The 26100-nt window shown below is 40.2% G+C and carries 17 protein-coding genes and 3 pseudogenes; 10 read left to right on the forward strand and 10 right to left on the reverse strand.

All coding sequences use genetic code 11. From position 1 onward, the window contains the following. The first annotated feature begins 52 nt into the window (after positions 1 to 52). The 4 genes from MA_RS14080 to mprF all read left to right on the forward strand — a co-directional run bounded on the left by MA_RS14080 (position 53) and on the right by mprF (position 10089). Entirely contained in the window at positions 53 to 2638 is a 2586-nt protein-coding gene (locus MA_RS14080) for a U32 family peptidase (protein ID WP_011022651.1), read from the forward strand. A gap of 311 nt (positions 2639 to 2949) precedes the next feature. Then, on the forward strand, positions 2950 to 4488 hold the full coding sequence (locus MA_RS14085; RefSeq protein ID WP_011022652.1) for an RNA-guided endonuclease InsQ/TnpB family protein: 1539 nt from the start codon (positions 2950 to 2952) through the stop codon (positions 4486 to 4488). 1261 nt (positions 4489 to 5749) lie between these two features. After that, entirely contained in the window at positions 5750 to 7270 is a 1521-nt protein-coding gene (locus tag MA_RS14095; RefSeq protein WP_011022654.1) for an MATE family efflux transporter, read from the forward strand. A 263-nt stretch (positions 7271 to 7533) separates the two neighbouring features. After that, positions 7534 to 10089, forward strand: coding sequence for a bifunctional lysylphosphatidylglycerol flippase/synthetase MprF (gene mprF / locus MA_RS14100; protein ID WP_011022655.1), 2556 nt, complete (start codon positions 7534 to 7536; stop codon positions 10087 to 10089). A gap of 20 nt (positions 10090 to 10109) precedes the next feature. On the opposite strand, the gene MA_RS14105 is transcribed toward mprF, so the two are convergent. From MA_RS14105 to MA_RS14120, 5 genes and pseudogenes are all read right to left on the reverse strand, one after another. Next, on the reverse strand, positions 10110 to 10826 hold the full coding sequence (locus tag MA_RS14105) for a type 1 glutamine amidotransferase (RefSeq protein WP_011022656.1): 717 nt from the start codon (positions 10824 to 10826) through the stop codon (positions 10110 to 10112). 281 nt (positions 10827 to 11107) lie between these two features. Continuing rightward, complete coding sequence (locus MA_RS28745) at positions 11108 to 11569, reverse strand: hypothetical protein (RefSeq protein WP_048065494.1); 462 nt, start codon at positions 11567 to 11569, stop codon at positions 11108 to 11110. Positions 11570 to 11602: 33 nt separating this feature from the next. Continuing rightward, positions 11603 to 11746: pseudogene (locus MA_RS29655) on the reverse strand (transposase); the annotation flags it as partial. Between the two features lie 166 nt (positions 11747 to 11912). Continuing rightward, positions 11913 to 12395, reverse strand: coding sequence for a hypothetical protein (locus MA_RS28750; protein ID WP_226990601.1), 483 nt, complete (start codon positions 12393 to 12395; stop codon positions 11913 to 11915). A gap of 396 nt (positions 12396 to 12791) precedes the next feature. Continuing rightward, positions 12792 to 13376, reverse strand: a complete 585-nt coding sequence (locus MA_RS14120; protein WP_011022658.1) for a protein-S-isoprenylcysteine O-methyltransferase — start codon at positions 13374 to 13376, stop codon at positions 12792 to 12794. Between the two features lie 377 nt (positions 13377 to 13753). Here MA_RS14120 and MA_RS14125 point away from each other — a divergent pair, with 377 nt between their 5' ends. Beyond that, complete coding sequence (locus MA_RS14125; RefSeq protein WP_011022659.1) at positions 13754 to 14197, forward strand: flavodoxin; 444 nt, start codon at positions 13754 to 13756, stop codon at positions 14195 to 14197. A gap of 1066 nt (positions 14198 to 15263) precedes the next feature. Here the strand turns inward: MA_RS14125 and MA_RS14130 are convergent. Then, on the reverse strand, positions 15264 to 15656 hold the full coding sequence (locus MA_RS14130) for a DUF2023 family protein (RefSeq protein ID WP_226990602.1): 393 nt from the start codon (positions 15654 to 15656) through the stop codon (positions 15264 to 15266). Between the two features lie 993 nt (positions 15657 to 16649). After that, positions 16650 to 17594: an IS5-like element ISMac22 family transposase gene (locus MA_RS14135; protein ID WP_011022661.1), complete on the reverse strand. Its 945-nt coding sequence runs from the start codon at positions 17592 to 17594 to the stop codon at positions 16650 to 16652. 286 nt (positions 17595 to 17880) lie between these two features. Here MA_RS14135 and MA_RS25630 point away from each other — a divergent pair. After that, a pseudogene (locus MA_RS25630) lies at positions 17881 to 18873 on the forward strand (transposase). 253 nt (positions 18874 to 19126) lie between these two features. Then, positions 19127 to 19357: a hypothetical protein gene (locus MA_RS14155; protein ID WP_011022664.1), complete on the forward strand. Its 231-nt coding sequence runs from the start codon at positions 19127 to 19129 to the stop codon at positions 19355 to 19357. A 410-nt stretch (positions 19358 to 19767) separates the two neighbouring features. On the opposite strand, the gene MA_RS14160 is transcribed toward MA_RS14155, so the two are convergent. After that, positions 19768 to 20577: a TolB family protein gene (locus tag MA_RS14160; protein ID WP_226990603.1), complete on the reverse strand. Its 810-nt coding sequence runs from the start codon at positions 20575 to 20577 to the stop codon at positions 19768 to 19770. Positions 20578 to 21117: 540 nt separating this feature from the next. On the opposite strand from MA_RS14160, the gene MA_RS14165 reads away from it, so the two are divergent. From MA_RS14165 to MA_RS27145, 3 genes and pseudogenes are all read left to right on the forward strand, one after another. Further along, on the forward strand, positions 21118 to 23847 hold the full coding sequence (locus MA_RS14165) for a PKD domain-containing protein (RefSeq protein ID WP_011022666.1): 2730 nt from the start codon (positions 21118 to 21120) through the stop codon (positions 23845 to 23847). A 44-nt stretch (positions 23848 to 23891) separates the two neighbouring features. Further along, entirely contained in the window at positions 23892 to 24164 is a 273-nt protein-coding gene (locus MA_RS14170) for a PKD domain-containing protein (protein ID WP_011022667.1), read from the forward strand. A 61-nt stretch (positions 24165 to 24225) separates the two neighbouring features. After that, a pseudogene (locus MA_RS27145) lies at positions 24226 to 24347 on the forward strand (IS5/IS1182 family transposase); the annotation flags it as partial. A 7-nt stretch (positions 24348 to 24354) separates the two neighbouring features. On the opposite strand, the gene MA_RS14175 reads toward MA_RS27145, so the two are convergent. Together MA_RS14175 and MA_RS25635 are read right to left on the reverse strand one after the other, a co-directional pair. Continuing rightward, positions 24355 to 24888: a YIP1 family protein gene (locus MA_RS14175; RefSeq protein ID WP_011022668.1), complete on the reverse strand. Its 534-nt coding sequence runs from the start codon at positions 24886 to 24888 to the stop codon at positions 24355 to 24357. Positions 24889 to 25125: 237 nt separating this feature from the next. Next, positions 25126 to 25407, reverse strand: a complete 282-nt coding sequence (locus MA_RS25635; protein WP_011022669.1) for a DUF3795 domain-containing protein — start codon at positions 25405 to 25407, stop codon at positions 25126 to 25128. Positions 25408 to 26100 lie beyond the last annotated feature (693 nt).

Here is a 26100-nt window from a genome sequence, read left to right on the forward strand (position 1 = left end):
TTTTCCATTCATCAGAAACTACAGTTACCCGAAAAAATACCCCTGATCCAATATGTCTGACAATAATCAATTCTGTCCCCCGGAAGTCCTTTCCCCAGTAGGCGACAACGAAGCCCTTCTCGGCGCAATCAAGGGAGGAGCAGATGCCGTTTATCTCGGAGTTGGCGAATTCAATGCCCGCCAGGGTGCTAAAAACTTCACCGTTGAGGACCTGGAGTCAGCCGTTGATCTGGCCCATTCTCACGGAGTCCTTGTTTACCTTGCTCTCAACATCCCGATCAAACAAAAAGAGCTTCAGCACACGCTTGAAATCGTTGACAGGGCATACGCAGTCGGGGTCGATGCAATTATCCTGCAGGACCTCGGGCTCCTCAGGCTTTTGAAGGAGATCTATCCCGACCTCGCCCTTCACGCAAGCACGCAGATGACCATCCACAACAAAGAGGGCGTGGACTTTGCAACAGAGCTTGGAGCAAATAGAGTGATCGTTTCCAGGGAACTGACCACTGCCGAGGTAAAAGATATTGTGGAACACTCAAAAGTGGGGATCGAAGTCTTTGTCCATGGCGCTCTCTGCTATTCCTATTCAGGCAAATGCCTCTTCAGCAGTTTCCTGCACGACCGGAGTGCAAACAGGGGTGCCTGTGCCCAGCCCTGCCGGCGCAGGTACAGTTTCCTTGTAAACGGCAGGGAAATTGACGAAAGGCATATCGGAGGAAGTTACCCCATAAGCTGTGCCGAACTTTCCACTCTCACCGGGCTTGAGGAGATAGTAAAGACCGGGGTCGTAAGCCTGAAAATCGAAGGCAGGATGAAAAAACCCGAGTATGTAACCGCAAGTGCTGCTGCCTACAAAGCTGCAGTAGATGCCATCTGCAACCCCGGAGCTAACCCGACAAAGGAAGAACTCGAAGCAAGAGAAGCCGAGCTTGCAAAACTCTTTTACAGGGGTTTTACTCGGGGCTTCATCCTCGGGGAAAAGGACGTGTCCCACCCCAAATACAGCTCCAACTACGGTGCCTTCCTCGGAAAAGTCCTGGACCTCTCCCGTTCCAAAGGGAATACAAAACTCACAGTCCGGCTTGAAGAAAATATCCGGGTAAAAGACGGCATAAGCGTCTTCACGCGGGAAAGAATGCTCGGATCCGCAGTAACGGGCATTATCACAATTTCAGGAGAGCACGTGAAAAGTGCCCTAAAAGGCGAAAAAGTCGGGCTTGAGATCAGCTCAAAGACCGGCAGAGCCGTCCAGCGGGGAGACGAACTCTACCTCACGACTGACACCCAGCTCCTTGATACCCTTCAGAAAACAAAATTAAAAGCCCTTCCCGTAAGCCTAAAAGCAAAAGCCCGAAAAGGAGAACGGTTTACGGTTGAAATCGGGGCAGAAAACAAAAAAAGTGCAGAAAACGGAAAAGTCAGCAGAACAGAAGAACCTGCGTATGTGGAATTTACCGATGACTATATCGTTCAGGAAGCCGAGAAAGCTCCTACAACGGTAGATCAGATAAAAAAAGCGATGGAAAGCCTTGGAGACACTCCTTTCGAAGCCGCCTCCATTGAGATCGAAACTGACGAAAATATCTTTATCCCCGTCGGCGTGCTGAAGAATACGAGGCGAAAGGCTGTAGAACTCCTGCTGGAAAAAATCCTGAAGTCGAAGAAAAAAGAACAAAAACACCCTGATCTGGCAGCCTTTAACAGCCTGTGCTCTTTAGAAAGTGATTCGGAGAGTGAAATTGAAGCCGATATGAAAAGGAAAGGGGAAGGATCAAAAGGCACAAGAGGCACAGCTTTAAAGAAAGCCTTCCTGAGCGTTGAAGTGCAGAAAATTTCCTCTCTCATACAGGCAGCCGAAGCCGGTGCAGATATTGCTTATATCCCGGTCTCATTATTCGAAGAGCTGATGTCCCCCAAAAACGAGGAGAAGCTTGAAGACCTGAAAGCAGAAAAAATCGAACTCGTTTTCAGAGTACCCAGGATAACCCATGACATCGAACTTACAGAACTGAAACCCATTCTTGAAAAAATAAGGGACTCCGGATTTACTATCGCATGTTCCAGTCTCGGAGCCTCCCGGCTTGCAAAAGAGCTTTCCATACCGTTTGTTGCTCAGAAAGACCTCAATATCTTCAACGCCTTTACTGCCAGCACCTTCTTCCAGGCAGGTGCGTACAGGGCAACCCTTTCAAGCGAACTGAACCTGAGCGAGATGAAAAATGTCTGTGAAGCTCTTCAAGCCTGCGAAAACCCGGGACAGACCGAAATCCTGGTTTACGGCAGGGAATTGATGCTTATTACGGAAAATGACCTCTTAAAGCCCCTCGTTGACCGGAGAATCTTAAGAAAAGAAAGTGAAGTGCTTCTCGTTGATCAGAACGGCTCCGAGTTCCCGGTCAAGAGCTTTGGTACCCGGACCCTGATCTATAATTCAAAAGTCCTTGACATGCTGAAGTACGTCAAGAATATGAAAGGGTACGGCGTGGATGTGCTCAGGCTTGACCTTTCACTCAACACCGGAGCTGAGGTAAGAGAGATTACGGAAGCGTATAAACAGGCGCTTGCAGGAAAAGAGGCAAGGCTGAAATCTGCAAGAGGGGTTGAGTATACGACCGGGCATTATTTTAAAGGGGTTTGAACACCCGAATTGCGATTCGGGAGTCTGCTGTCTGTTTCGGCAGAGTTGCGGCTCAGGATGAGAAGAACAAAACATTTCCTCCCGGGTTTCGGAATAGATCAAATAGTTAATCAGGGAAAACTCAAACCTGCTCAAAAGTAGAGGATCTCTGATAACTCCTGCTTGCAGACTTTATCAAAATGTTTAAATATCTCCATAACAATTATGTATATAGAAGCTTAATATAATTTGTAGTTTTTAAAAAAATATTCATATTGATAACATATCGATAACAATATCTTAGAGACAGTTAAAGTGGAGCAGTACACCGGATGCTACTGACCTATAAAATCAAGCATAATCGGGATTTTTCGGAAGAACTCCGAAAGGCGCGCAAGGTTGCTGAGTTCTGTATTGAACACAGGGCTCAAAATCGCACTCTTGAACCGCCTCCGATCCAAAGAACCGGTTCTTCTGGTCCTCAACTTTCTCCTTCTTCTCTTCCTCTTTCTTCTCCTTTTCCTCTGCTTTCCTCTGCTCTTTCCCCTTCTTCTGCTTCTCCCTCCTCTTTTCCTCTTTCTGTTTCCTCAGCTAAATCCTCCAATGACTCCTCAATTTCTTCTTCTACTCATCCTTTTTCCGATTCCCTGCCCGGAGCGGATTCATTTTCGGGTAAGGATTCACTTTTCCCTGCGGATGTCAGGCATATAGGCCTGAGGTCAACAATTTCCGGCCAGATCATCAGGAAATATTCCAGAAACCGGGATCTCAAATCTATGAAAAATGTGAAACTGATTGTCCCTTCGAAGGCTGTCAATGTTGACAGGGAGGAAAAGACCCTGGAGATACCCTGTCTCAAACTTCTTCTGGACTATCATTTTTCCAGCAACTTCAAGAAAATCTCCCAGATAGAAATCGATAACGTCTATGCCTATGTAGCGGTTGTCTTCCAGGACGAAAAACCCGATAGTACCGGGCGCTACATAGGAGTTGACCTCAATACCAAGGGGCATATTGCAGTTGTGGCTGACCCGGAGTCCGGAAAGGTCTGGAAGTTCGGCAAAATGCGCTATCATACGCATAAGAAATACGAAAACATAAAAAAGCGGCTCTACACCAAAGGCAAATACAAACGCCTGAAAGCTGTGAAAAAGAGAGAAAAGAATATTGTAAAAGACCTGAACCATAAAATCAGCCGAAAGATTGTGGACCTTGCTCTGTATTCCGGGTGCGGGATAAAACTCGAAAACCTGAAAGGGGTCAAGAAACTCAACGGCAAGGCCGAAAGTGTGGGAAAAGGCAGGAATAAGAAAAGCGTAGAAAAAAAGAAAAATCAAAACGTAGGCAGAAGCCGAAGCGAGGAAATGAATAAGGAGGTCATCAAAACCGAAAATGAAATAAAAGCCGAAATCAAAACCAAAATTGAAACCAAAAACAAAACCAAAACCAGAAGAGAAAACAAAGCCAAAAAACACATCTGGTCAAATGAATACTCCCTGAACAGCTGGTCATTTCATCAGCTTCAGCAATTTATCGAATATAAAGCCAGGCTGCAGGGAGTAGAGGTAGTCTATATTGATCCCCATGCGACAAGCAAAAGGTGTAGTCGCTGCGGACTTACAGGCAACCGACGCAGCAAGGAGTTTGAATGCCCTCACTGCGGGCATGTTGACCATGCCGATGTCAACGCTGCCTTTAATATTGCGCTGACGCCCAAAGGCAACGGTCAATTCTCTGCAGAAAGAGATGCAGGGAAAGGGAGCCCTGATACCCCTCAAAAAATCCTGGCCCGTACCCTCCTGAGTAAACGGAAAGCCAGCGAAAAAACTTCTCCATATTTTGCCTGGGAAGTATGTCAGTTTTTGGCTTAAGCCTTTGCTCATATTTGTTAATTTTCATGTTTTCTCTAATTTCGTGCGTTGCATTTTCTCAGTATTTTCCAGTGTGTTTTTTCCGGTGTGTTTGAAGTTTTCGTGTTTATTCAAAGACAATCTGTTCGCAGTGTTTTCAATTACTTATTTTCATGGATAGGGAAGACCTGTAGATACCATTTGCTTACTCCGGAATAATATAACTCAAATTTGACAGATTCTGGTAATCAATATAGTATATGATTAAAAAAGCACATCGTGTCAAGGCATATATTTAGAAATGTACAAAGTAGCAAGGAATTTACAAACACAATATATAATGTGTATCTGTTTGCCAAAAACAAAAGCAACCAGCCCATTTATACATTACAAATTGTATGCTTCTGTCAAAGTAGAGATATAAACCGATTAATAACGGGCTGCCTGCTCAAAAGCTCAGCAAGGTCTGAAAAATAATTTTTATTTTTTATGATAAGTTATTTAAAAAGAAGTTATTGATTGCGTTTTTTAGGCTGAAACCAGTGACCCACTAAAACAAAAAAAGCTGTAAATATATAAATATCATCTAAATATTGTATTATATATAAAATTAGCTGACCAGACTGACTATCTGATTATTGAGTCTACTTTGTTGATTCTACTTGCTTTGTTGGTCCTACTTGCTTTGTTGCATAATTCTGCAGGATTCTCAGTTTCAATTGAATCCTCTTTTACAGTATAAATGATGAAGCTTCGTAAAACGGGCTGATTAGTAAACGGGTCGGGTTGATGCAGCACCTCTGCGGCACAAAACCAGCCTTAGAATATGTGTAAATAACATTCAGTTTGAGTGTCATTCCGTATGTCGTTTATTCTGAATGCTTGTCATTCGGCATTTTTGCCAGTCTGTAACATTCTGATTAAAACTGCAACACAGCAGCTATCTTTTGAATTTGCATGTTCCTGAAGCTTCATCAGGATGAAAGATGACTTTATCTAAATTATTTGTAAGGACTGAAGACTCTCATCCCGAGTTTTTAAGGGAGTACAACTCCTTAAAGGGATGTAGGGATTCAAGAAAGTATAAAATACCCGCTCAAATACCCAATCTCTTATCGAACAGGTCTTTTTATCTGAAAATAGCAAAAATAGCCCCGGAAATTGAAAAAAGGATCTGCAGATTCTTTAAAGAAAAAATTTGGTTTTCTTTTTGCCTAAAAGAACTAAAAACCTTCCTGAAAGTCCCCGAAAAAATAGTTTTGCAGCCTGAGGGGGTCAGGGTATGGTAAGCGATGAAGAATTGAGGTCCGGGAATATTTTCAATCTTTTCTGGAAATTTACTTTTCCGGCAGTAGTTGGCGTCATCATTGTCGGAATCCAGGAGATAATTGATGGTTTCTTCATAGGAAATGCGGTTGGAAACCAGGGGCTTGCGGGAATTACCCTTGCCTACCCTCCTTACCTTATCATAATCGGGGCAGGTATAATTATCGGAATCGGTTCGTCCAGTCTTACGGCCCTGAAACTTGGAAAAGGGAATAAAAAGGAAGCCTTCGAGATTGTGCATAATGCTTTTCCCTTAAGCCTCCTTACAGGAGCTATTTTTACTGTGGGCGGGCTGATTTTTTGTGAAACATCCCTAGGTTTACTCGGAACCGATGGGCCTGCCCTCTTCTTTGCCCGGGAATACCTCCGTATCATCTTTGCAGGTTCGGTTTTTATGGTTCTTGCAATCTCCCTCGACCCCCTGGTAAGGAATGACGGGAAACCCAGGCTCTGTATGCACATTATGGCTGCAGGGGTGGTCATAAACATCGTACTTGATTACTTTTTTGTCATGCGCATGGGAATGGGTATGCCGGGCGCAGCAGCTGCGACAATACTTTCCTTTGTCCTGCCTGCAGTCCTGCTTATGCGCTACCTTTTCGGAAGCGAGGCAAAGCTTAAGCTCCGGTTGAGGTCAATGAGCTTCAAACCCGTGACAGTCCTGCAGATCTTTAAAGCCGGAACCCCCTCATTTGCCATGCAGATTTCGTTTGCTCTCTTACTCTTTGCACATAACTACATGCTGCTCAGATACGGTTCCGAGCTTGCGGTCTCAGCCTACGGTATCATAGGGTATGTATTTTCAATTTTCTACATGCTTTTTGAGGGAATAGCCCTTGGGGTGCAACCGATAATGGGTTTCAATTACGGGGCAGGAAGTTACGAAAGGGTTTCAAAGACCCTGAAACTGACAATGCTTTCGTGTATCCTCGTCGGAGTTTTCGGCTTTATGCTGATCTGTCTTTTCCCGGAGACTCTGGTGCAGCTCTTCAGCCAGAATGACCCCGAACTTCTGGAAATCACGCTAAGGGGCATGAATATTGGCATGTTCTCTTTGCTTGTTGAGGGCATCGTACTGCTAACCTCCATCTATTACCAGTCAATAAACAGGGTCAGAGCAGCCCTCTTCATCAATCTCGGAAAGATCTTCATTTTCCTCTTTCCCCTGCTGTTCATCCTCCCTCTATTCTTCGGGCTTGATGGCGTCTGGTCTGCATCTCCGGTTGCGGAATATTTTATGGTAATACTGGTCATGGTTATGCTTTCAAAAGAGTTCAGGTTCCTCAGGGAAAGTGCAAAAGCAGTGACAGGAAAACCAGCAGATTTAAAAACAAATGCAAAAGCCAATATAAGGGCCAGTACAAAGGCTGAGGCAAAGTATGCACCTTCGGTATCCAGAAGCAGTGTGAAGGCAGGTAGTAAGGAAAGTACGGGGTTTGTCGCCTTCAAGCATGCTGAAAATGCGGAAAGCTCGTGAACCAATTCCCAACTTTATTTTTTGCCTTCTGGTTTAACTAAAGGGCAGAAATTCCCTTTCTCCTCCGATAAAGTAAACCTGTTTGTTCTGCATATGCCGGAAGTTTACCGAGCAGCAACTCGGGAAGTGAACAGGCAGCGTACTGACAAAAAAATATATTAACTTTAAAAGAATAGTTCAACATTAGAAATTTTAATCCTGAGCTCTGTCTTGAACTGAAATACTGAACTCTGATCTCTAACGTAAAAGGATATTCGATCCTGATGAAACAAAACGGCAGTACACAGGAAAAAGCCCTTAAAGTAGTCAGTTACCTCTTACCGGGAATCATCTTTGCCCTGGCTTTGTGGACTCTGGACCAGCAGATGCACCATCTGCGCTCGAGTTATATTCTGAAAAGTATTGCCAGCGTTCCCCTGAGCCATATAGGAATTGCTGTCTTTTTCACTATTTTGAGCTATGCGGTTTTAACGGGCTACGATTATCTTGCAACCCGCCATATCAACCATCCCCTTTCTTACAAACAGGCTGCCAGGTCTTCTTTTATCAGCACATCCATCAGTTATAGCACGGGGTTTAATTTCCTGACAGGAAGTTCCCTCCGCTACAGGCTGTATTCGATGTACGGGCTGGCTTTTTCTGAGATCTGGGAAATTATAGTTTTTTGCGTCTCCACTTTCTGGGTCGGGTTTTGTTTCATTGCAGGCTTGCTTTTCACATTTTATCCTGTAAAGTTTTCGGCTTACTCCTCTGAGGTTCCGATCCCATTGAATATAGTCGGGATTCTTTTAATGCTTCTTTTTGCTGCATATTTCTTTTTCTCATTCCGGAAACGGGATTTTGAGATTAAGGGCTACAGGATCAGGTTTCCCGAACCTAAAATTGCTTTCCTGCAGCTTGCTTTATCCTCAGCTGATTACCTGCTCTCAGGAAGCATAATCTACTTCCTCCTGCCCTCAAATTCTCAGCTCACCCTGCTTCACGTACTTGTGTTCTTTGCGCTGGCCCAGCTGGCAGGGCTGATAAGCACGGTTCCCGGTGGGCTTGTCGTTTTCGAGACCGTGATGCTCTTTCTACTGAAGCCTTATTTCGGTACGGTTGATACGATAAAGCCTCTTTTGATCTTCAGAGCCGTTTATTATTTCCTTCCTTTCCTGCTCGGCTTCCTGGCTCTTATTTTCTGCGAGTTTGAAGCAAGGAAAGAGTTCCTTAAAAAAGCCGGAAAAGTTACCTATTCCAGTCTATCGGAGGTAACTCCCCAGATCTTTTCGGTCCTGATCTTTCTGGGAGGAATCTCTCTCCTCTTTTCCGGGGCTCTTCCTTCAAACCCCGAATACCTGCGGGAACTCCCATACTTTATCCCTCTCCCTCTCATCGAAGCTTCAAGGTTTTTCGGAAGCATAGTAGGCTTTTTGCTCCTGCTTCTGGCAAACGGGCTCTGGAAAAGGATCGACGGGGCTTATATGCTTTCCCTTATAGTCCTTTTACTGGGAGGGATTTTTACCCTCCTGAAGGATTTTAATTACCAGGAGGCTGCAGTACTTTTTGCGATGTTTGTTCTCCTGTTTCCCTCAAGGAAGCATTTCTACAGGAAGTCCTCACTTCTGCACCAGTCCTTTGGCAGGGAAAATATAATTGCCATAATTCTGGTGCTGGTGAGCTTCATCTGGCTCGGGATGTTTTCCTACCGGAATGTTGAGTATTCAAACGAACTCTGGTGGCAGTTCGGGGTAAATTCCCAGGCTTCGAGCTTTTTAAGGGCTGTAGTGGGAATCTTTTTCATACTTCTGGTCCTTGGAGTTATGAAAATGCTGAGCCCTTTTTCCAAAGACATCCACCTTCCCGGAACTGAAGAGCTTGAGCTTGCAAAAACGATTCTCAGGGAAAGCCCGGAAACCTGGGGAAACCTCGCCCTTAGCGGAGACAAATACCTGCTTTTTGATGCCCGGAAACAGGCTTTTTTGATGTACGGAGTCTCGGGAAAGAGCTGGATTGCTATGGGAGACCCTGTAGGAAAGAGTGAACAGATAAAGGAACTGATCTGGGACTTTTATGAAATGAGCAAACTGCACCAAGGCAGAGCCGTCTTCTACGAGATAAGCGAAAAATACATCCCCATTTACCTCGACCTAGGCCTGACCCTGATCAAAATCGGGGAAGAAGCAAAAGTCCCTCTTGACTCCTTTACGCTGGAAGGAAAAGCCGGCAAGGACTTCCGCTACGCCGTGAAAAATGTGGAAAAAAAAGGGTACTGGTTTGAGATTATCCCCCCCGAAGGAGTAAACGCCCTTATCCCTGAACTCAAAAAAGTCTCGGATGCCTGGCTGGAAATGAAAACCGGAAAAGAAAAGGGTTTCTCAATCGGGTTTTTTGACGAGAAATACCTCTGTAACTTCCCTCTTGGCATTGTCAGGAACGAAACCGAAATCGTGGCTTTTGCAAACATCTGGCCAGGAGCAGCAGCGGAAGAGTTCAGCATCGACCTTATGCGCTACAACTCCAGCGCCCCGGCAATGGACTACCTTTTTGTCAAACTCATCCTCTGGGGAAAAGAAAACGGATACAAACATTTTTCTCTCGGAATGGCTCCCCTTTCAGGCCTTGAAACGAGACAGTTTGCCCCCCTCTGGCATAGAGTAGGGGCTTTGATCTTTGCCAACGGAGACTATATTTATAACTACAAAGGCCTGCGGGCTTATAAAGAAAAATTCCATCCTGTCTGGAGCCCGAAGTATATCGCTCTCCCCACAGGGTTCAAGAAAAGCCTTGCCCTGAAAGATATTGCAGCCCTGATCTCGGGAATGAAAGATCTTTTCTGAGGGTTCAAGAACGTAATTCTTTATTCCAGCCTTCCCTTTCCGGCTATTTTTTCAAACTTGTCCAGCACTGCAAACATGAATTTCTTTGTCTCAACCAGATACTTCTCCTGTCCGACCATCTCTTCCTTCCTCTGGGTAAAAGGTCCGTTTCCCGATTCTCCCCCGAACCGCCGGATCATGGATTCAACCCTTTCTTCATGCACCTCCGGGTGAAACTGGAGTGCCACAACTCTGCCGCCATATATGAAACCCTGATTTTTGCACCCCTCGCTCCGGAAAAGATGTACAGCTCCCTCTGGAAGGTCAAAGGTCCGGGAGTGCCAGTGAAAAACAGTGATCTCTTCCGGCAGCCCTTTGAGAAATTCTGGTTTATTTTCCTCCTTCCTGACTGCCTTTACGGGAAACCAGCCCATTTCCCGGTGTCCGTTTTCGTAGATGCGGGCGCCGAGGATGTTAGCAAGCAACTGAGCCCCGAGACAGATCCCGAGCACGGGCTTTCCTGCATCGATGGCCTGTTTTATGAAGGATTTTTCATCTCTTAACCAGGGGTTTTCGGCATAGTCGTAGATTCCCATTGGACCGCCCATGATTATGAGAAGGTCGAAGGAGTCGAGGGAGGGAGGGTTTTTTGTTTCGTAAAAGCGGGTTGACTCAAGGGGGTAGCTTCTAGTTTTAGCGTATTCTTCAATTGTGCCGAGGGTGTTGAGGGCAGAGTGCTGGAGGACTTGGAGCTTCATGAGTGATCAGTTTAACTTTGATGAATGAACTTTTAGAGTTTTCCGTTTTATCTGTATTTTTGAGTCTTTTTAATTTTTTCTGGTTTTTCTTCTATTTCAAGAAAATCACAAAATTTCATCCTAATTTGAGCAAATCAATTCACTTATTTTGAAAATGTTGATCCATTCAGACTGGTACTTAAAAAATTTTTTCCAATGATGAACCTATTTTTGTGGAAATATTCTACAGCTACGGCTATAAGCCATCAACTTTAGAAACTAATTTTTCCCCTATTCTAACCTTATCCATGTTGGAATCTTGCTCTCATTAAGGGTGAGAAACCTTTCCATTTTCCAGTGCTAAAACATCTCTTGTTGAAATAATTAAACAAATTATAACAAAAACTAGTTATTCCACTATTGGTTTTGAATGACCTTGCTTTGTCTACGATATCACATATCAAAGAAAATATCTGTTCCATTGTATTATCTGTCTCAGGCGTAAAACCTTTTTTCAAGAAGCTCACATTTTTCATGAAAATCTCTTCGGCATAAGAAATCGCTTTATGAGACGCTTCAGAAAGTTCAAGATCAGAGTTAAATTCTCGTATTTTTTGAATGTGCGCAACAGCACTGATGACCGTATCAGAAAGTATCAACTGAGATATCTCATTGTAGGTAATCTTATCATTATCTGGAATCTCTTCAATAGAACTGAATTCCTCATAATATCTCTTACTAACATTTTTTAATTGGTGAAACACGCAAAAAGAATGAGCCACTTCAGGAAAGGCCCTTTTTACGGCTCCAATGATCGCTTTATCCTCATCAGAAACAATCTTTTTGATTTTACCTTCAGAAAATCGGTTCTTTATTCGTATAAAAAGAGGTATCAGAGCTTCAATTGTTGGTAATCTGGCAGTTATTTCAAAATCTAAAATTACCTTTTCTTTGGTAGCGACAACGTAAACAGATTTATATCACATCTTTTTCCATTCTTTCTTTGTAAGCTTTGCTCCAATCAATTCTTCAAGCTTTTTTTTCCATCCGTTCTTGATCCAATTCCCATCAACATACAATGTTTCGTCAAAGCTATAACTTCTTGGTTCAAAAGTTCTTGCTTTGAAAGTTTTGCTTGTTTCTGTTCGTATAACCACAATAAGTGGGACAAGGAGCTCTTCCACAGACACTTATTACTCCTTCTGTATATGTTTCCCCTATTCGGCGAGAATTGTGTAGACTGCATCGTCCATCGTATCTAACATTCATTTGTGTATCATAATATTCAGAACTGTAATTTGCAGAACCCTGAACACCAATAACCTGATCCTGATAATGTTTCTTACAAGTGGGACAAAGCCAGTATGTAACATTGAGAGGTATAGTGCCGTAACATGACAAAATAAAACGAGTGTGGTGAGAGTTCACATGTAATTTACTTCCACAACTATCACACTGAGTAGGGGAGAATATAGAGAACAGAGGATAGTATCGATTTTCAACCAAAACTTTTGGCAAAGGAAATATAATATTCCCATCAACTACTGTTTTTGCCAGTGACTTATCTATTAGGATATTGCCTTTTACCATAAATAAAAAATTTATCGAAAGATAATTAAAATTTTACTGTTTTGTACAATCGAAAGGAAAAATCTAAAGACCAGAAAATAATAAAAAGTCTCGCAACTTATCATTCAATTATAACTTCGATTTGTGATCTTGATCTTGAAAATCAATAAATTCAATAGAAATTGTGTATAGGTTATTCTGTGACAAGTCCAAAATTGCGCAGGTGATTTCTTTGTGGGCCTTTATAAACTTGTGGACAGATAGTTAAAAAAGATCTATCCAAGAGAATGCACAGCTACCCTTTCTGTGGACTCATTCTCGATAGGAACTATAATGTTACTATTAATTTTCTCAGAATGAGGTTATAGTCTGTATAGTAAACGCTAAGATACCCCTCAACCTAAATGGAAGGAGTGTTCACACTACTTTTGGAAATAGCCTCCCGGTTTTCCCCATGTACTCTATGTATTCATCCCCAAACTCTTCAATCAACAGTTCTTCTTCTTTTGGAACTCTTATGAAATAAAGAATTGCCCAGGCAACTATTCCAAATATTAAAACAACCCAATTGCTAAGAATTATTCCCTGAGTTATTACCCATAACCAGAGATGCGCATACATTGGGTGCCTTATATTTTTATAGATACCTTCTTTCACTAATTTATGACCGTCCTTGATTTCCAGTATTGCAGACCAGTTATTCCCAAGGTCCTTATGGATTTTAGTGAACAATCCAATATTTAGAAATGTCACTATCAAAGCAAATAATCTAATACTATCTGGTAAATTGATATTAAATGAATCTAAATATGAGCTAAAAACAGCAGTAAGAGGAAGAAAAACCATTCCTATAAAATTAAGAAATACTAACGACTTTTCAAAATTTGGTCTTACCTTTTTCTTTGATTTATTTTTCATGGCACGAGTTCCGTAAACCTTTCTGACGAAAACCCAAATTATGAACATTACAATAAAACATATTTTCCAAAGGTTTTCATTCATTTACATATAATCTCCTAATTTTTAAATGTGTAATACGTTTGGCATGCATAGTTGTACGCCACATCAAAACATTGGGATTATTTTGTATGGATTCTATTCTTATTGCCAATTTGATATACCCATTATAACTGCCATATTTTAGATGGCAAAAATGCATATATATTTTTTCGTGTATTCGAAATTAATTCACTAATTATAAATACATTCGTAATTACAAAATTTGACCATCTTTTTTTCATATACAAATCTGTTTTTGCATTCAGAAATCATTTTATACTATCATAATACTTTTGTAAAATGAAAATATATTTGGATTACAGAAAATATCTTGACGTTTTTTAATCTGCAAAAGTTTGATTAAAACAGCGAGGCAAAATATGGAGAAAACAATTATTGTTTATGGTAGCTCAACAGGAAACACTGAAATATTGGCTGAAGAGATCAAAGGTACTTTAGAAAAGTATGATGGGAAGGTCAAGCTGATGGAGGTCACAGATCTGCATCCAACCGATTTGGCCAACTACGATACAATCCTCTTAGGATGTTCAACGTGGGGAGATGGAGAATTACAGGATGACTTTATTCCATTCGAAGAAGAGATGGAGGGTGTAGACCTTAAGGGTAAAAAAGCTGCTTGCTTTGGGCCGGGAGATTCCACTTTTCCTCTATTTTGCAATGCAGTGGACCTCCTGGAAGAAAAGTTGAAAAGTTGTGGTGCACAAATCATTGTTGAAGGTTTGAAGATTGATGGAGATGTGGATTATCAGCTTGACAAAGCAGAAGAATGGGCAAATGAAGTCGCACAAGCAGTAAGTGTGTGACCTGTTGTTAGAATGAGAGGATTGATAGTTTGGTGGCAACAAGAAAATTATCAAATCCTCTACTTCGACATAAGTTAGAGCTTTAATTCTCTTAGAGCGTGTCTTAAAATTCAATTTAATTATACAATTGGGATAGGACTCATGTATTTGGACTAAAAAACGGTAGAATTGAACCGTTAAATGTCTAAAGTTTAAATTTTAACCATGATGTCTAATGCATTTGATATTATGCATCGAGCTAATATGTTAGATATAATTAATTTACTGAGTGACCTTAAGATCAACAATGCGTACTATCCAAATGTAGAAATGATTTGAATTTTAAGACAGCCTCTTAAGGTCAATATGAACAAAAATAACTTGAATAAGATGAAAGGAATGCAGCAATATCAACACTTGTAAATTTTTAGAAAAGCTGATGAAGCGATAATGAAAATAAGTCCTAAAAATGATGCGATGTTGCTAAAGGTGTTCACTGCAACCATTCCAATCACTTTTTTGCTGTCAATCATTTTTTAAGACATCGTCATTTGTTGCTGAAGCTTATGGTATTATTTACCTCTTTTTCATATTCTCTTTTCTTACTGGCAGGTGTGCGCTATAAGCGTACACCAAAACAGGAAGTAAACTATCCCTCCCTGCCTCCTTCGGAGTCGAGGAATTGAAACTCAAAAGATGACGGTAGCAGGCTGTATCAAAAGTCACCTCAGTTCTACAATTGGAAAAGTTTATTATACTATTGGGTTACTTTTGGTGATGTATTTCAGAATGATTGCTCGCCTATATTTAAACTTGATATTGGTTAATACACAATTGTAGAACTAATATTAGTTTGGAGACTGCTTGCGTAGGATCAATTTTATATTCACGTATTAAAGACCAGTTTCTTTGGCAGTTTGCCTTAACCACTCATAAGGAAACTTATCCCAAAGAGAGTCTTCAAGAATAAATTAGGGATGAGGTGACATAAATTAGTATTGTTATGTTGATTACATAAAAACGAATACATGAGAGATTCTCTAACGTTTAATAGATGACACATGAAGAACATTCTATATCTCTTAGCTTAACCTATGAGTTCTTCGACTTTTGAACTACCATTTTTTCTTTGGATATAACGTTCGCATTGTTGTAATCTATCATATCCCAGCATAATACCGAGAATAAAATCTTCTTCATCAGTATACTGTGACAGCTTTTTATTCCCAATATTATTTATAACTCGGATGCATTTCTCGTTTCCAAAGAACACGTTTATATTTTTTTCCCCAACGGGATGGATGATATATGGTATATCTTTTTTTTGAAGTGTTGCGGTTATATCATTCAGAAACCTAATATGAGTCGTATGCAAAATCAGATCACGAAGGCCTTTTTGAAATTCATAAATATGATGCATGAACACCTGCATATTTCCGTCTAAACTTCTTTTTAGTAATTTTTCTGTTGACTTATTCAATTGAATACACCTCAATAATCGGTTAGCTTTCCAGGTACAATATTTTTAGGAAATGGGATGATCTTACAGATATTCATTTACCATAATCCCTCATTCCTTTTCTCTTCTTTTCTCTTTAAGAAAATATGTTTTCCCAGATGGGGGGTTTGTACCGCCTCCAGAGCAACACCATCTATTGAACAAAAACTGTATTTCCCCAGCAGGAATGGAGGCTCACAAATAGTCTCCGAATCATGGCTGGTCTTCTACTACGGATCTGTATCACTTTTACTACAAGGGGAGTGCGGAGAGTCACGAATGCCCCGACCCTCAAGTCGGGGATGAAGTGAACCCTAGCCTCTTTTTGTTTTCGATTTAAATCTCTAAATCGTCATTTCTTTGTAAATTGATTGGAAATCGGACATGGGCCCGATAGCAAAGTTTCAATAACTTAGATCAAGGAAACCTCGTTAAAGGGCACTGTAAATTATCCCCAAATAATCGGGCGGGCGGCCGCCCGCAATTTGATTTTAACGCTTGGTTAAAGCAGATTGAACGTAGTTTCAAATATATTCACCAGTTCCCGTTCGGCATTCATAAATATATCGTTATCATGAGTAATATTTTCGGGCATATTTAATATTTTCGCATATCCAAAAACTTTTTTCAAGCCCCAATATTTGTGACCATAGTGAAATTAAGAAATTATTTATAGGAGTATACAAAACCCCGAGAAAAAGAAGTAAAAGCAAAAAACAGTTAAAAAGTAGGACAGGCCAAAATCAAATTGCGTGCGGCCACCCCGCCCTTCACAGGCTGTCCGGTAATTACCGATAGTAATAATGTCATAATCGTCCGTTTTTATTCTCTCTTTAGAGGATTTCGATTTACCTCTTATTTTTTTCTTCGCAAGAATTTTCCCTCAACCATTTCCTGAGAATTTCTCTTACTGATCTCTCTTTTTGACTTCTTTTGATCATTATTTTCTTACTTCAAGGATAGCTTTCGCTATCCTTAAAATACTCCTTTCCTTTTCAATGTCCTCAGTTGATGCAGATTATAACAAAAAGCAGTAAACAACATCTTCATATTCACCCTTTCGACAGTGGTAACAAGAACCGTTCCTGAACTAAATACGTTTTTCGTTACTGCATAAACTCTTTCCCCTGGCACTCTCTTTAAACTAATCCTCTTGTTTCGGATTATATCCCTTATTCCCAATGGATGTCCTCTAACTGCTCTTTTCATTGTTGCGGCAAAACCTTTTGCTTCTGCTCCAAAGTATCCTGTATCCCTGTAAACCACTTCGTTTTCCTCAGACAAATCAACTTGGGAATCATGAACTAACGCTGTTGTTGTTTTGAATCTTCGGATCAGTTCATAATCTCTGTCTATTATGCTATGAAGTTTGTAGCCAAAATATAACTTACTTCCCTTCTTTGTCCATGTTCCATCTCTACTTCTTCTTGTTTTTGCTTCATTTCCTCTTGGTTTGTCAGCTTTAGCATGTTCTGGATCTGAATGAATAAAAGTAGCATCCTGGATCATTCCTTTTTTGATTTTCAAACCATGAGAATCAAGTTGACTTTGTAACTCGTCCCAGATTTCCTCTTCCTTCTCGTTATCGATAATTCCCTTCCTGAACAACCAGACAGTGGTACTGTCTGGGATATAATCAGGAAAGCCGAGAAAATTCCTGAAAGAGAGGCGGTCAATACAATGCTTCTCAAGCTCTGGATCAGAAAGACCATGCCATTGCTGCAAAACAAGCATCTTAAACATTACAATGACATCAGCTTCAGGCCTGCCGCCTGAAGCGGTTTTGTTTACATACATAGGTTCTAAAATCAAACGAAAACGTTTCCAGCCGATTAAGGATTCAAGTTCAGAAAGGTTATCTCCAACCAATTGAATGTGTTTGTATTTTTCTTTAAGAGCAAAATCAGTAAAGGTTTTCATAAATGAAAGGTAATTTAGTGAGATTTAAATACCTCTTAATGTGCAAGCTAAGAGGAGTTTATCGAAATTCTCTATACATGTAGACATTGTAGGTTCTCTGATCTTGATTTTCATCATCGACAAAATTCTGCCACACTATTATGTTATCGTAAATAGCTGGTTCACTCCCCGTCCTGTAGTTACTATCACCTGTTATCTTTAGGACTTACGCACTTGAAATGCCGAAAACTTCATGTCATTAGAAATATAATTATTCCTTGTTTATTCTCCAAAAACGTATGGAGTTATGAACATAAATCCACCCAGGTGTTCCGACATTATCTACATTGATTTTCTCATTGCAGCTTCTAACGTTTTTAGTTGCACTGAAGCTGCTCGATGTTATCCAAACGTAGTTAATGCTCCTTCCCATGACGCTTTCACTCGTTGCCTTCAAAGGCAACCTCCGGACACGGAAGCGTTATGGGAAGAAGTAAAAAATCATGTAAAGCCTGAAGGAGGCTTTCTAATTGCTGACGATTCAACATTAGATAAACCATACGCAAAAGAAATGGTTTTTGTTCGTCGTATGTGGAGTGGAAAACATCATCGTACCGTAAAAGGGATAGGTCTAGTTACCTTAGTTTGGACAGACGGTTCAACCGTTATACCTATCGATTTTCGAATTTACAACATTGATGTCGACGACAAAACAAAGAATGACCATTTCCTCGATATGCTTGAAAAGCCGAAGAACGTGGTTTTGATCCTGAATTCGTTTTGTTTGATACATGGTATGCAAGTGTGAAAAACCTTAAAGCTATAAGGAAGAAAGAATGGCACTTCCTTACAAGGCTAAAAAGCAACCGTTTGGTAAATCCTGACAACAAGGGAAATGTGCCACTTGAAACAGTAGAAATTCCTCCCAAAGGGCTTGTGGTTCACCTCAGAGCATATGGATTTGTAAAGGTTTTTAGGATAGTTTCAAAAGATGGAGACACGCAACACTGGGTTACAGATGTGCAAGATATGGATGAAGCAAAAACGTGAAGAGTTGGCAAAAAAGTCATGGAAAATTGAGGAATACCATAGAGGGATAAAACAGTTCTGTGGTGTTGAAAAATGTCAGGCAAGAAAGGAAGAGTCACAAAGAGCACATATAATGTTCTCATTAAGAGCCTTCCTTAGACTGGAATTACAGAGGGTAAAATGTGGAATATCCTGGTTTGAAAGTGCCATGAAAATTAGAAGAGTTGCAGTGACTGTATATTTAAATAATCCTCTGTACACAGTAAATTAATCCAGATATTTTGTAAGTTATTAAAAACGATATGTTAAGACCCAACTGCGTAACTCCTATACTATTAGGTTTGATCTCTATATATTTGTCAAATTAATCCTCCTACACTATTTTTTATAAAAAATAACTAATGCCTATTACACAGGCTGGAAATAATGGCTGGAAGTGCGGAAGTGCTTTACAATCCCTCAGGTTATTCGACTGAAATAAACTTATTTATATCTCAGAATGCAGTTGTAAAAGATGATAGACAATGAATCCTGACATTATCATCCGCAGTTTTATAGCAGCAGTTATTTTCTCGCTTATAGCAGTGATTCTGGAAGCAGCTTACCACGGGCTGCGTACCGCGAATTATTCAATTGCCAGTCCTTTTGCCAGTACGTTTATAAACAACCCTTTAAATTACGCAATAATCGCTCTGATATTTATTTCCAGCTTTGTGATAACTTTTAACACGATATCTAAAAGCGAAAGGGCATAAAAGACGGATCACATCTGACTGAAGGGTACATTAGCCTTGAGAGGTTATTGAAAGGTTTGATTGAGGTCGCCTTTACTTTTCATATCAAGTATTTATAAAAGCTACAGTGGCTTACAATCTTCCATACTTCTTGTGAGCCTGTCTTTTGTTATTTGCATGGCGGTAGTCTCAGCTATTTTTGAGTAAAAAATAGTTTAACAGATCATGGGTGTGCGATTTGCATTTTTTTTACTCCAGGCCGGGCCAGCTCATCTACACCTGGCGCGGCATAAGAACAGGCGGGAGAGACACTTCAGGTAGCCCTGAATTGAATCTCTCATTTAGTTAACCAAACCTGCCAATTATCGCTTTTCCGGGGTTTTCTGATTTTATACCCCGTTCTATAACGAAAAGGGCTTTTTCCTTAAGTTTCAAGCTGAAAGGTTATACAAATAGATGTTTCTTTCTTCCTGGTATTCCGGATCACTGCGTGAATCTATGTATACAATTTTATCGTCGTAAATTGCAGGCTCTCTTGCATAAGTGCTGTTAGTAATACGAGTTGTCTCATTGGTTAAGATATTGTACATATAAATATCACCCGACGGGTTGTTTCCTGCCCTGTATGCACTTTCCCACACTATTCTATCACCATATACATCTGGACTGGTCGAGTTGCCATCAAAAGTGACCTGACGTGTTTCATGCTTGGCAATATCTCGCATATAGATATTCATTGATCCGTTTTGGGATTCTACCCACACGACAATGTCTCCGTAGATTTTACCGTCCTGTGCTGTACCACTTCTGCCGATGTCACTTACTCTCTTTGTGGGTATGTCGTATATGGAAATGTTTGTACTCCGCTCGCTTGAATTTACCCGATTTGCCTGTGTCCATACAATCTTATTTTCGTAGATAGAAGAACCAAAGTGAGCATGCTTATATGGAGTTAGTTGAACTTCTTTATGGGTGCTGAGATTGTATAAATATAAACTGTTATACTGGGCATTTTGATAAGAGGCAGGCTGACAGTCCTCATATTTTGACCTTACAAACACAAGATTATCCCCGTAGATCGCTGGTGTATTAGCGCCTTCTATGTTAATTTCTTTGCCAGTGGAAATGTTATACACAATTACCTTTTCTTCGTCCCACCATGTAATTTTATCCCCCTGAATAGATGGACTAGTTCCCACATGCCCTAGCCCGGTTATCTTTCCAGTAGTCAGGTTATACATACCCGCTGAGTTAGTAGCAGTCTCAGCCAATGTAACAATGTTGCCATAGATTGATGTACCCAGTGTTAGTCTCGAACCTATGATCATAGTCTCTTTGCCAGCGTTTGCTATTGATGTAAAGCTTATTAGAAAAATCAAAGCCAGTGCTAGATGTATTATTTTGTTTCCCACATTAATCCCCATAAAGGATGTAATACTGGAAAACTACATCAACATTACTGCTCATTAGCAATATGGGGGAAAAAGAAAGAAAAAAGAACACAGGAAACTACTTACTTTTTCAGCATCCAGTTATTGCTTTCCGGATAGGCTCTATGTTAGGCCGGCATTATTTGTAATTATTTTCATTTCAACTATCAGTTACTGATTGTGTTTTTCATTTTTGTTTGAATTGGCAGTTGTGTTTTTGACAACTCTAAATTATCGTCATATTTCGAGTATCCAGCCAATAACAGGTTAAAATTCAAAGGAAAGAGTAAAAATTATTGAAAAACGGTCAGTAATAATATTTTTTTAATGAGGGGCGGTGAGGGTAAATAAATGGCAAATAAGGAAAGGTTGCATCCAATACCTTTAGTGTTGATAGCATTATTTTTCTTATTTTTGGTTTCAAACTCGGCTGTAACGTTAGCTGCCCAGGAAATCAGGCTCTCAGAGGATATTGGAGTGAATGGAGAGACTTCTATTTACGGTGATAAAGTGGTGTGGTCATATTGGGACAAAATTCATCTTTATGACTTAAAAACCGGAAATGATACTATAATTACTACGCCTGAACATTATTATGCATCACATCCTGCTATCTATGATAATAAAATTGTATTCTGTATTTGTAATTATAATGAGAACCCAGTTAGGTACAGACTTTACGTGTATGATATACTTAATTCTACAAGTTCGCTAATCGCAGAGAATTTGTCCCATTGTGTTCCTGATATTTACGGTGATAGAATTGTGTGGGCTGAGGAGCGCAACTACAAGACCGGTGTCTATATGTACAACATTTCCACTCAGATGAAAACTCAGATAACCACAAGCGGATCTGCAAGTAACCCTTCGATATATGAAAACAAAATAGTATGGGTGGGTTACGGGGACAATGGAACTATTACAGATAGAAATAACAATTCCATTAGCATAGATAGTATTTGCATTTATGACCTTTCCACTAAGAAGGAAACTATGATCAGCACTGGCGGAAGAGCATATGCTCCCGTGATCTACGGTGACAGGATAGTATGGCAGGATAGTCGCAATTCAGACTTTACTAAGGGAAGAGGAGATGTCTACATGTATAACCTCTCAACTGAGAAAGAAAGCCGGATCTCTTACAGTGGGCAGTCCTCGTTAGGTTCGTCTCCAGCTATCTATGGTGATAGGATAGTGTGGCAGGACCACCGCAACGGAAAATACAATATTTACATGTACAATCTTTCAACTCAGAAGGAGACTCAGATTACCACCAGTGGAAGTGCAATGGGACCTGATATCTACGGAGATAGGATAGTGTATAGGGATAATCGTCAAAGATTGCCCCCTGGTGATGGTTATTTTAGTGATGTCTATGTGTATGATCTCACTGCTGGACCCATAGAACCACAAGCTGGGTTTGCATCCAATGTGACTTCCGGGATAGCACCTCTAACGGTATTATTCACCGATACTAGCACTGGTGGAGTTCCAACTTCCTGGCATTGGGACACTGGTGACGGTATTTGCTCAACACATGCCATGAATGCAACACATACGTTTACAAAGCCAGGGGTGTATAACGTTACTTTAACAGTTGAAAATGAAGCAGGCAATAGTGCGGTAACGAAACCGAATTATATTACTGTAACTCCCCCACAACCACCAGTGGCAGATTTTTATGCTAATGTAACCTCTGGAAAAGCACCTCTAATGGTGTCTTTCTATGGTAGAATTATTGGCAAAGCTACAAGTAAAGGCGACGAACCTATTTCCTGGTATTGGGATTTTGGCGAAGGCATTTATTCAAAACACACCACGAATGCAATCCACACATTTACAAAACCAGGTATTTACACAGTAAATCTTACCGTAGGAAATTTTGTGGGTAATAGTACAGCGACAAAGCCAAATTACATAGTCGTTATCGATCCAAAAGCTCCCGATGCAAATTTTAGTAGTAATATTATCGAGGGTTATCTTCCCCTGACAGTACAGTTTAATGACACTTCTCAAAATGCAACGTCAAGGGTATGGGACTTCGACAATAATGGAAAAACAGACTCAACCGATGTAAATCCTGCTTATACATTTACAACACCAGGAATCCATACTGTTAACCTGACAGTAAGAAATGCTTACGGCACTACCTCAAAAACTGATACAATAATTGTACTTACAGAAAATGAGATCCGGATTACAACCAGCGAATTAGCATCCTATCCTGATATCTATGGTAATAGAATAGTATGGCAAGACCTTCGCAACGGAAACTACGATATCTACATGTACGATCTTTCCACTTCCAGGGAAACCAGGATTACTGCTAATGAATCAAATCAGACATATCCTTCACTCTACTGTGATAGAATAGTATGGCAAGATGATCGTAATGGACAGTATGATATCTATATGTACAATATATCTACTTCCAAAGAAACTCAAATAAGCACTAGCGGGCGCGCTCAGAGACCTAAAATATATGGTGACAGGATAATGTGGATGGATTATCGAACTAGAAATGAAGGTATTTACGTGCACGACCTATCCACTTCTAAGGAAACTCGGATAATTTCAAAAGGAATACCTCAATATATTAATATGCAAGGTAACTTGATAGTCTGGCATGATCTTCGATACATAAGTCCGGATATTTACATGTACGATCTCTCCACTTCCAAGGAAACTCAAATAACCTCCAATGGAGAAGCAACATTTCCTAACGTCTATGGTAACAGGATAGTGTGGCAAGAGTGGAGAGAAGATGTCACCACCGATATCTACATGTACGATTTATCCACTTCCAAGAAGACTCAGATTACTACCAATAAATCAAGTCAATACTATCCTGCTATTTATGGTAATAAGATAGTGTGGCGGCAAGGGTATGATATCTACATGTACGATCTCTCCACTCAGAAGGAGACTCGAGTCACTGCCAGTGGAAGTGCAACGGAACCTGATATCTACGGAGACAGGATTGTATATAGGAAGTATAGTCATCATAGATTACCCCTTGATGGTGTTTTTTTTAGTGATATCTATATGTATGATCTCACTGCTAGACCCATAGAGCCATAAGCTGGATTTACATCCAATGTAACTCTGGAACAACACCTCTAACGGTGTTATTTGCTGCTACAAGTAAAGGCAGAGCTACAGGTGAAGTCGAAGCACCTACATCCTGGTATTGGGATTTTGGCGATGGTATCAATTCAAAGGATGCCATGAATACGACCCACACGTTTACGAAACCAGGAAATTATACAGTAGGTCTAACTGTAGAAAATGCCGCAGGGAACAGTACAGCGATAAAGCCGGGTTACATAGTTGTTACCGATCCAAGCACTCCGGTTGCAAACTTCAGTAGCAATGTTACAGAGGGTTGTATCCTTTGACAGTATAGTCTTATGATCTTTCCCAGAAAGCAGCTTCAAGGTACAGATGATGCTATTCGGATCCTGGAGAAACACATTCATAAGACTGATTATAAGATGGGAAATAAAATTGAGAATTAGCTTGCTATGCTTCATTTTGCATGCGCATGGATAGCACTAAGAGCAGCAGGACTTTTCGAATAGGCGTTTATTATGCGAAGCTGGATAAGGCAGTTAGTATCCAGACAAACACGGCCGGTAGGAAAAAGCTCAGACATATAATTATCATGGATTTGTGCATACTCACAGTATGCACAATCATGCCATCTACAATAAGGAGATACAGCTCGTAAATTAAAGCGACCGGGGTGATAAAAGGAACCGCTGAAAATATCAATGCAGCACTCGCATATAACGATAGCCTTAAAGTGCCTTCTAAATTTCCCGTTCCTCCCATTGCCTTATAAAGAAAATTGGCTACTAGAGCCTGGAGGATAAAAGAAGTGAATATTGCAAGAAGGACTGCTCCCAAAAGCGCGGAAAGAACGCCTAAATCCGAATAGCTGGATTCGGAACCGTATATTGTTAATATGCTGAAGGAGGCAAGTACAGATAAAAGCCAGGAAATGACGTAGTTGATTGCTGCAAAAGTTAGTGGCTCGGCATATCCTCCGGCCGATGGCATTTTCCAGTAAAATTCAGCTGGTTTAAGTACAACCTCTTTCCAGGTTTTGATGTACTCCATAACAATTCTACTGTGAAATATGTATAAGTTTAATATAAAGTTATCACAAAATTAACCAAGTTCTGTCAAATATATAATCGGATACAAAGTTACACTGGTATGCTTACTAAGCCTCTTTTTCTCATCTCGTTGATGCGTAGGTCTCACTGTAAAAACCTATGGCCTCACAACTCTCCGCGGGTATATAAACGGGGAGGAAATGGGAACAAGTCAGGTTTTTTGATTTTACTCTGAAGTTCACCTTGATCCTTTCAATATGGAAAGCCGGTCTTGAATTGATTTTTGATGTTCCTCTTCACTCGAGGAAGGATCCTTTAAAGAAACCCAGATTTCGCAGGGAATTTGCGAACAATCGCCGCAATTTTGATAACCTTTTTCCTTAACGCAAGCGTAAACAGGGCAAACATCAGCGCCAATATACTGAGTCCAGTAAACCTTGCCTTCAAGTGCATCACAACCGGCACATTCGTCATTCAGATGAGGACATCCTCCACAATTTGCTCCACATACACAAATCATCTTATACCTCCTTAATAAACTTCAGTATATTATATGCAAATTTCGGCAGTTAAGGCGAGTAAATGATTATGTTATTCAAAATGTTGAGCACATTTAAAAAACCCTTTGAATATCATTACTGTTTTATTCACCTTTAGAGATTTGAATGCGAAAAAATACATAGCCATATTAAGAATACAGTTAAATTCGACATAAGAAGAGTAAGAGGGTAGAGCAAGAAAATGTGTTCACTCCCTAACTTCGGCAGATCAACTTTTGGTGCTTACAGAAATACAAAATAGAGTTCGAAATAGAAACTCATTTGGATGATATTTTTAATGAAAAAATTGTCAAATTAGATCAGAGATATTAAGACCTAATTTGAGACCTTCTTCAGGTGACATTTTTCTCGTTAGTAGTTGTATATATATTTATTATACCATATAATATGTGAATATGTGAATATATGAAAATTAATGAAATTTACCTGGAATCATCATTGAATATTATTGAGATATTTAATATATTCGCAAATATATTAACCAATTATCTTTTCGAAGTAATTAAGTTTGAGGCACATAACTTAATTCTTATTCTAAATTTTTATAAAATTGTAGGTACACACATATATATACATATAATTAATATTTATTGACTTTGGATTCTTGTTCTACATTGAGTATAATATACTGGATAATTTTCTTCTTTTAAAAA

Source organism: Methanosarcina acetivorans C2A, assembly GCF_000007345.1.
Lineage (GTDB): Archaea > Halobacteriota > Methanosarcinia > Methanosarcinales > Methanosarcinaceae > Methanosarcina > Methanosarcina acetivorans.

Excerpts from the sequence above, each read along its gene's own strand:
- MA_RS14175 (WP_011022668.1), bottom strand. The coding sequence starts at position 24,888 with ATGGAGTACATCAAAACCTGGAAAGAGGTTGTACTTAAACCAGCTGAA.
- mprF (WP_011022655.1), top strand. The coding sequence starts at position 7,534 with ATGAAACAAAACGGCAGTACACAGGAAAAAGCCCTTAAAGTAGTCAGT.
- MA_RS14080 (WP_011022651.1), top strand. The coding sequence starts at position 53 with ATGTCTGACAATAATCAATTCTGTCCCCCGGAAGTCCTTTCCCCAGTA.
- MA_RS14165 (WP_011022666.1), top strand. The coding sequence starts at position 21,118 with ATGGCAAATAAGGAAAGGTTGCATCCAATACCTTTAGTGTTGATAGCA.
- MA_RS14135 (WP_011022661.1), bottom strand. The coding sequence starts at position 17,594 with ATGAAAACCTTTACTGATTTTGCTCTTAAAGAAAAATACAAACACATT.
- MA_RS14125 (WP_011022659.1), top strand. The coding sequence starts at position 13,754 with ATGGAGAAAACAATTATTGTTTATGGTAGCTCAACAGGAAACACTGAA.
- MA_RS14085 (WP_011022652.1), top strand. The coding sequence starts at position 2,950 with ATGCTACTGACCTATAAAATCAAGCATAATCGGGATTTTTCGGAAGAA.
- MA_RS28750 (WP_226990601.1), bottom strand. The coding sequence starts at position 12,395 with ATGGTAAAAGGCAATATCCTAATAGATAAGTCACTGGCAAAAACAGTA.
- MA_RS14160 (WP_226990603.1), bottom strand. The coding sequence starts at position 20,577 with ATGTATAACCTGACTACTGGAAAGATAACCGGGCTAGGGCATGTGGGA.
- MA_RS14155 (WP_011022664.1), top strand. The coding sequence starts at position 19,127 with ATGAATCCTGACATTATCATCCGCAGTTTTATAGCAGCAGTTATTTTC.
- MA_RS14095 (WP_011022654.1), top strand. The coding sequence starts at position 5,750 with ATGGTAAGCGATGAAGAATTGAGGTCCGGGAATATTTTCAATCTTTTC.
- MA_RS14120 (WP_011022658.1), bottom strand. The coding sequence starts at position 13,376 with ATGAATGAAAACCTTTGGAAAATATGTTTTATTGTAATGTTCATAATT.
- MA_RS14105 (WP_011022656.1), bottom strand. The coding sequence starts at position 10,826 with ATGAAGCTCCAAGTCCTCCAGCACTCTGCCCTCAACACCCTCGGCACA.
- MA_RS25635 (WP_011022669.1), bottom strand. The coding sequence starts at position 25,407 with ATGATTTGTGTATGTGGAGCAAATTGTGGAGGATGTCCTCATCTGAAT.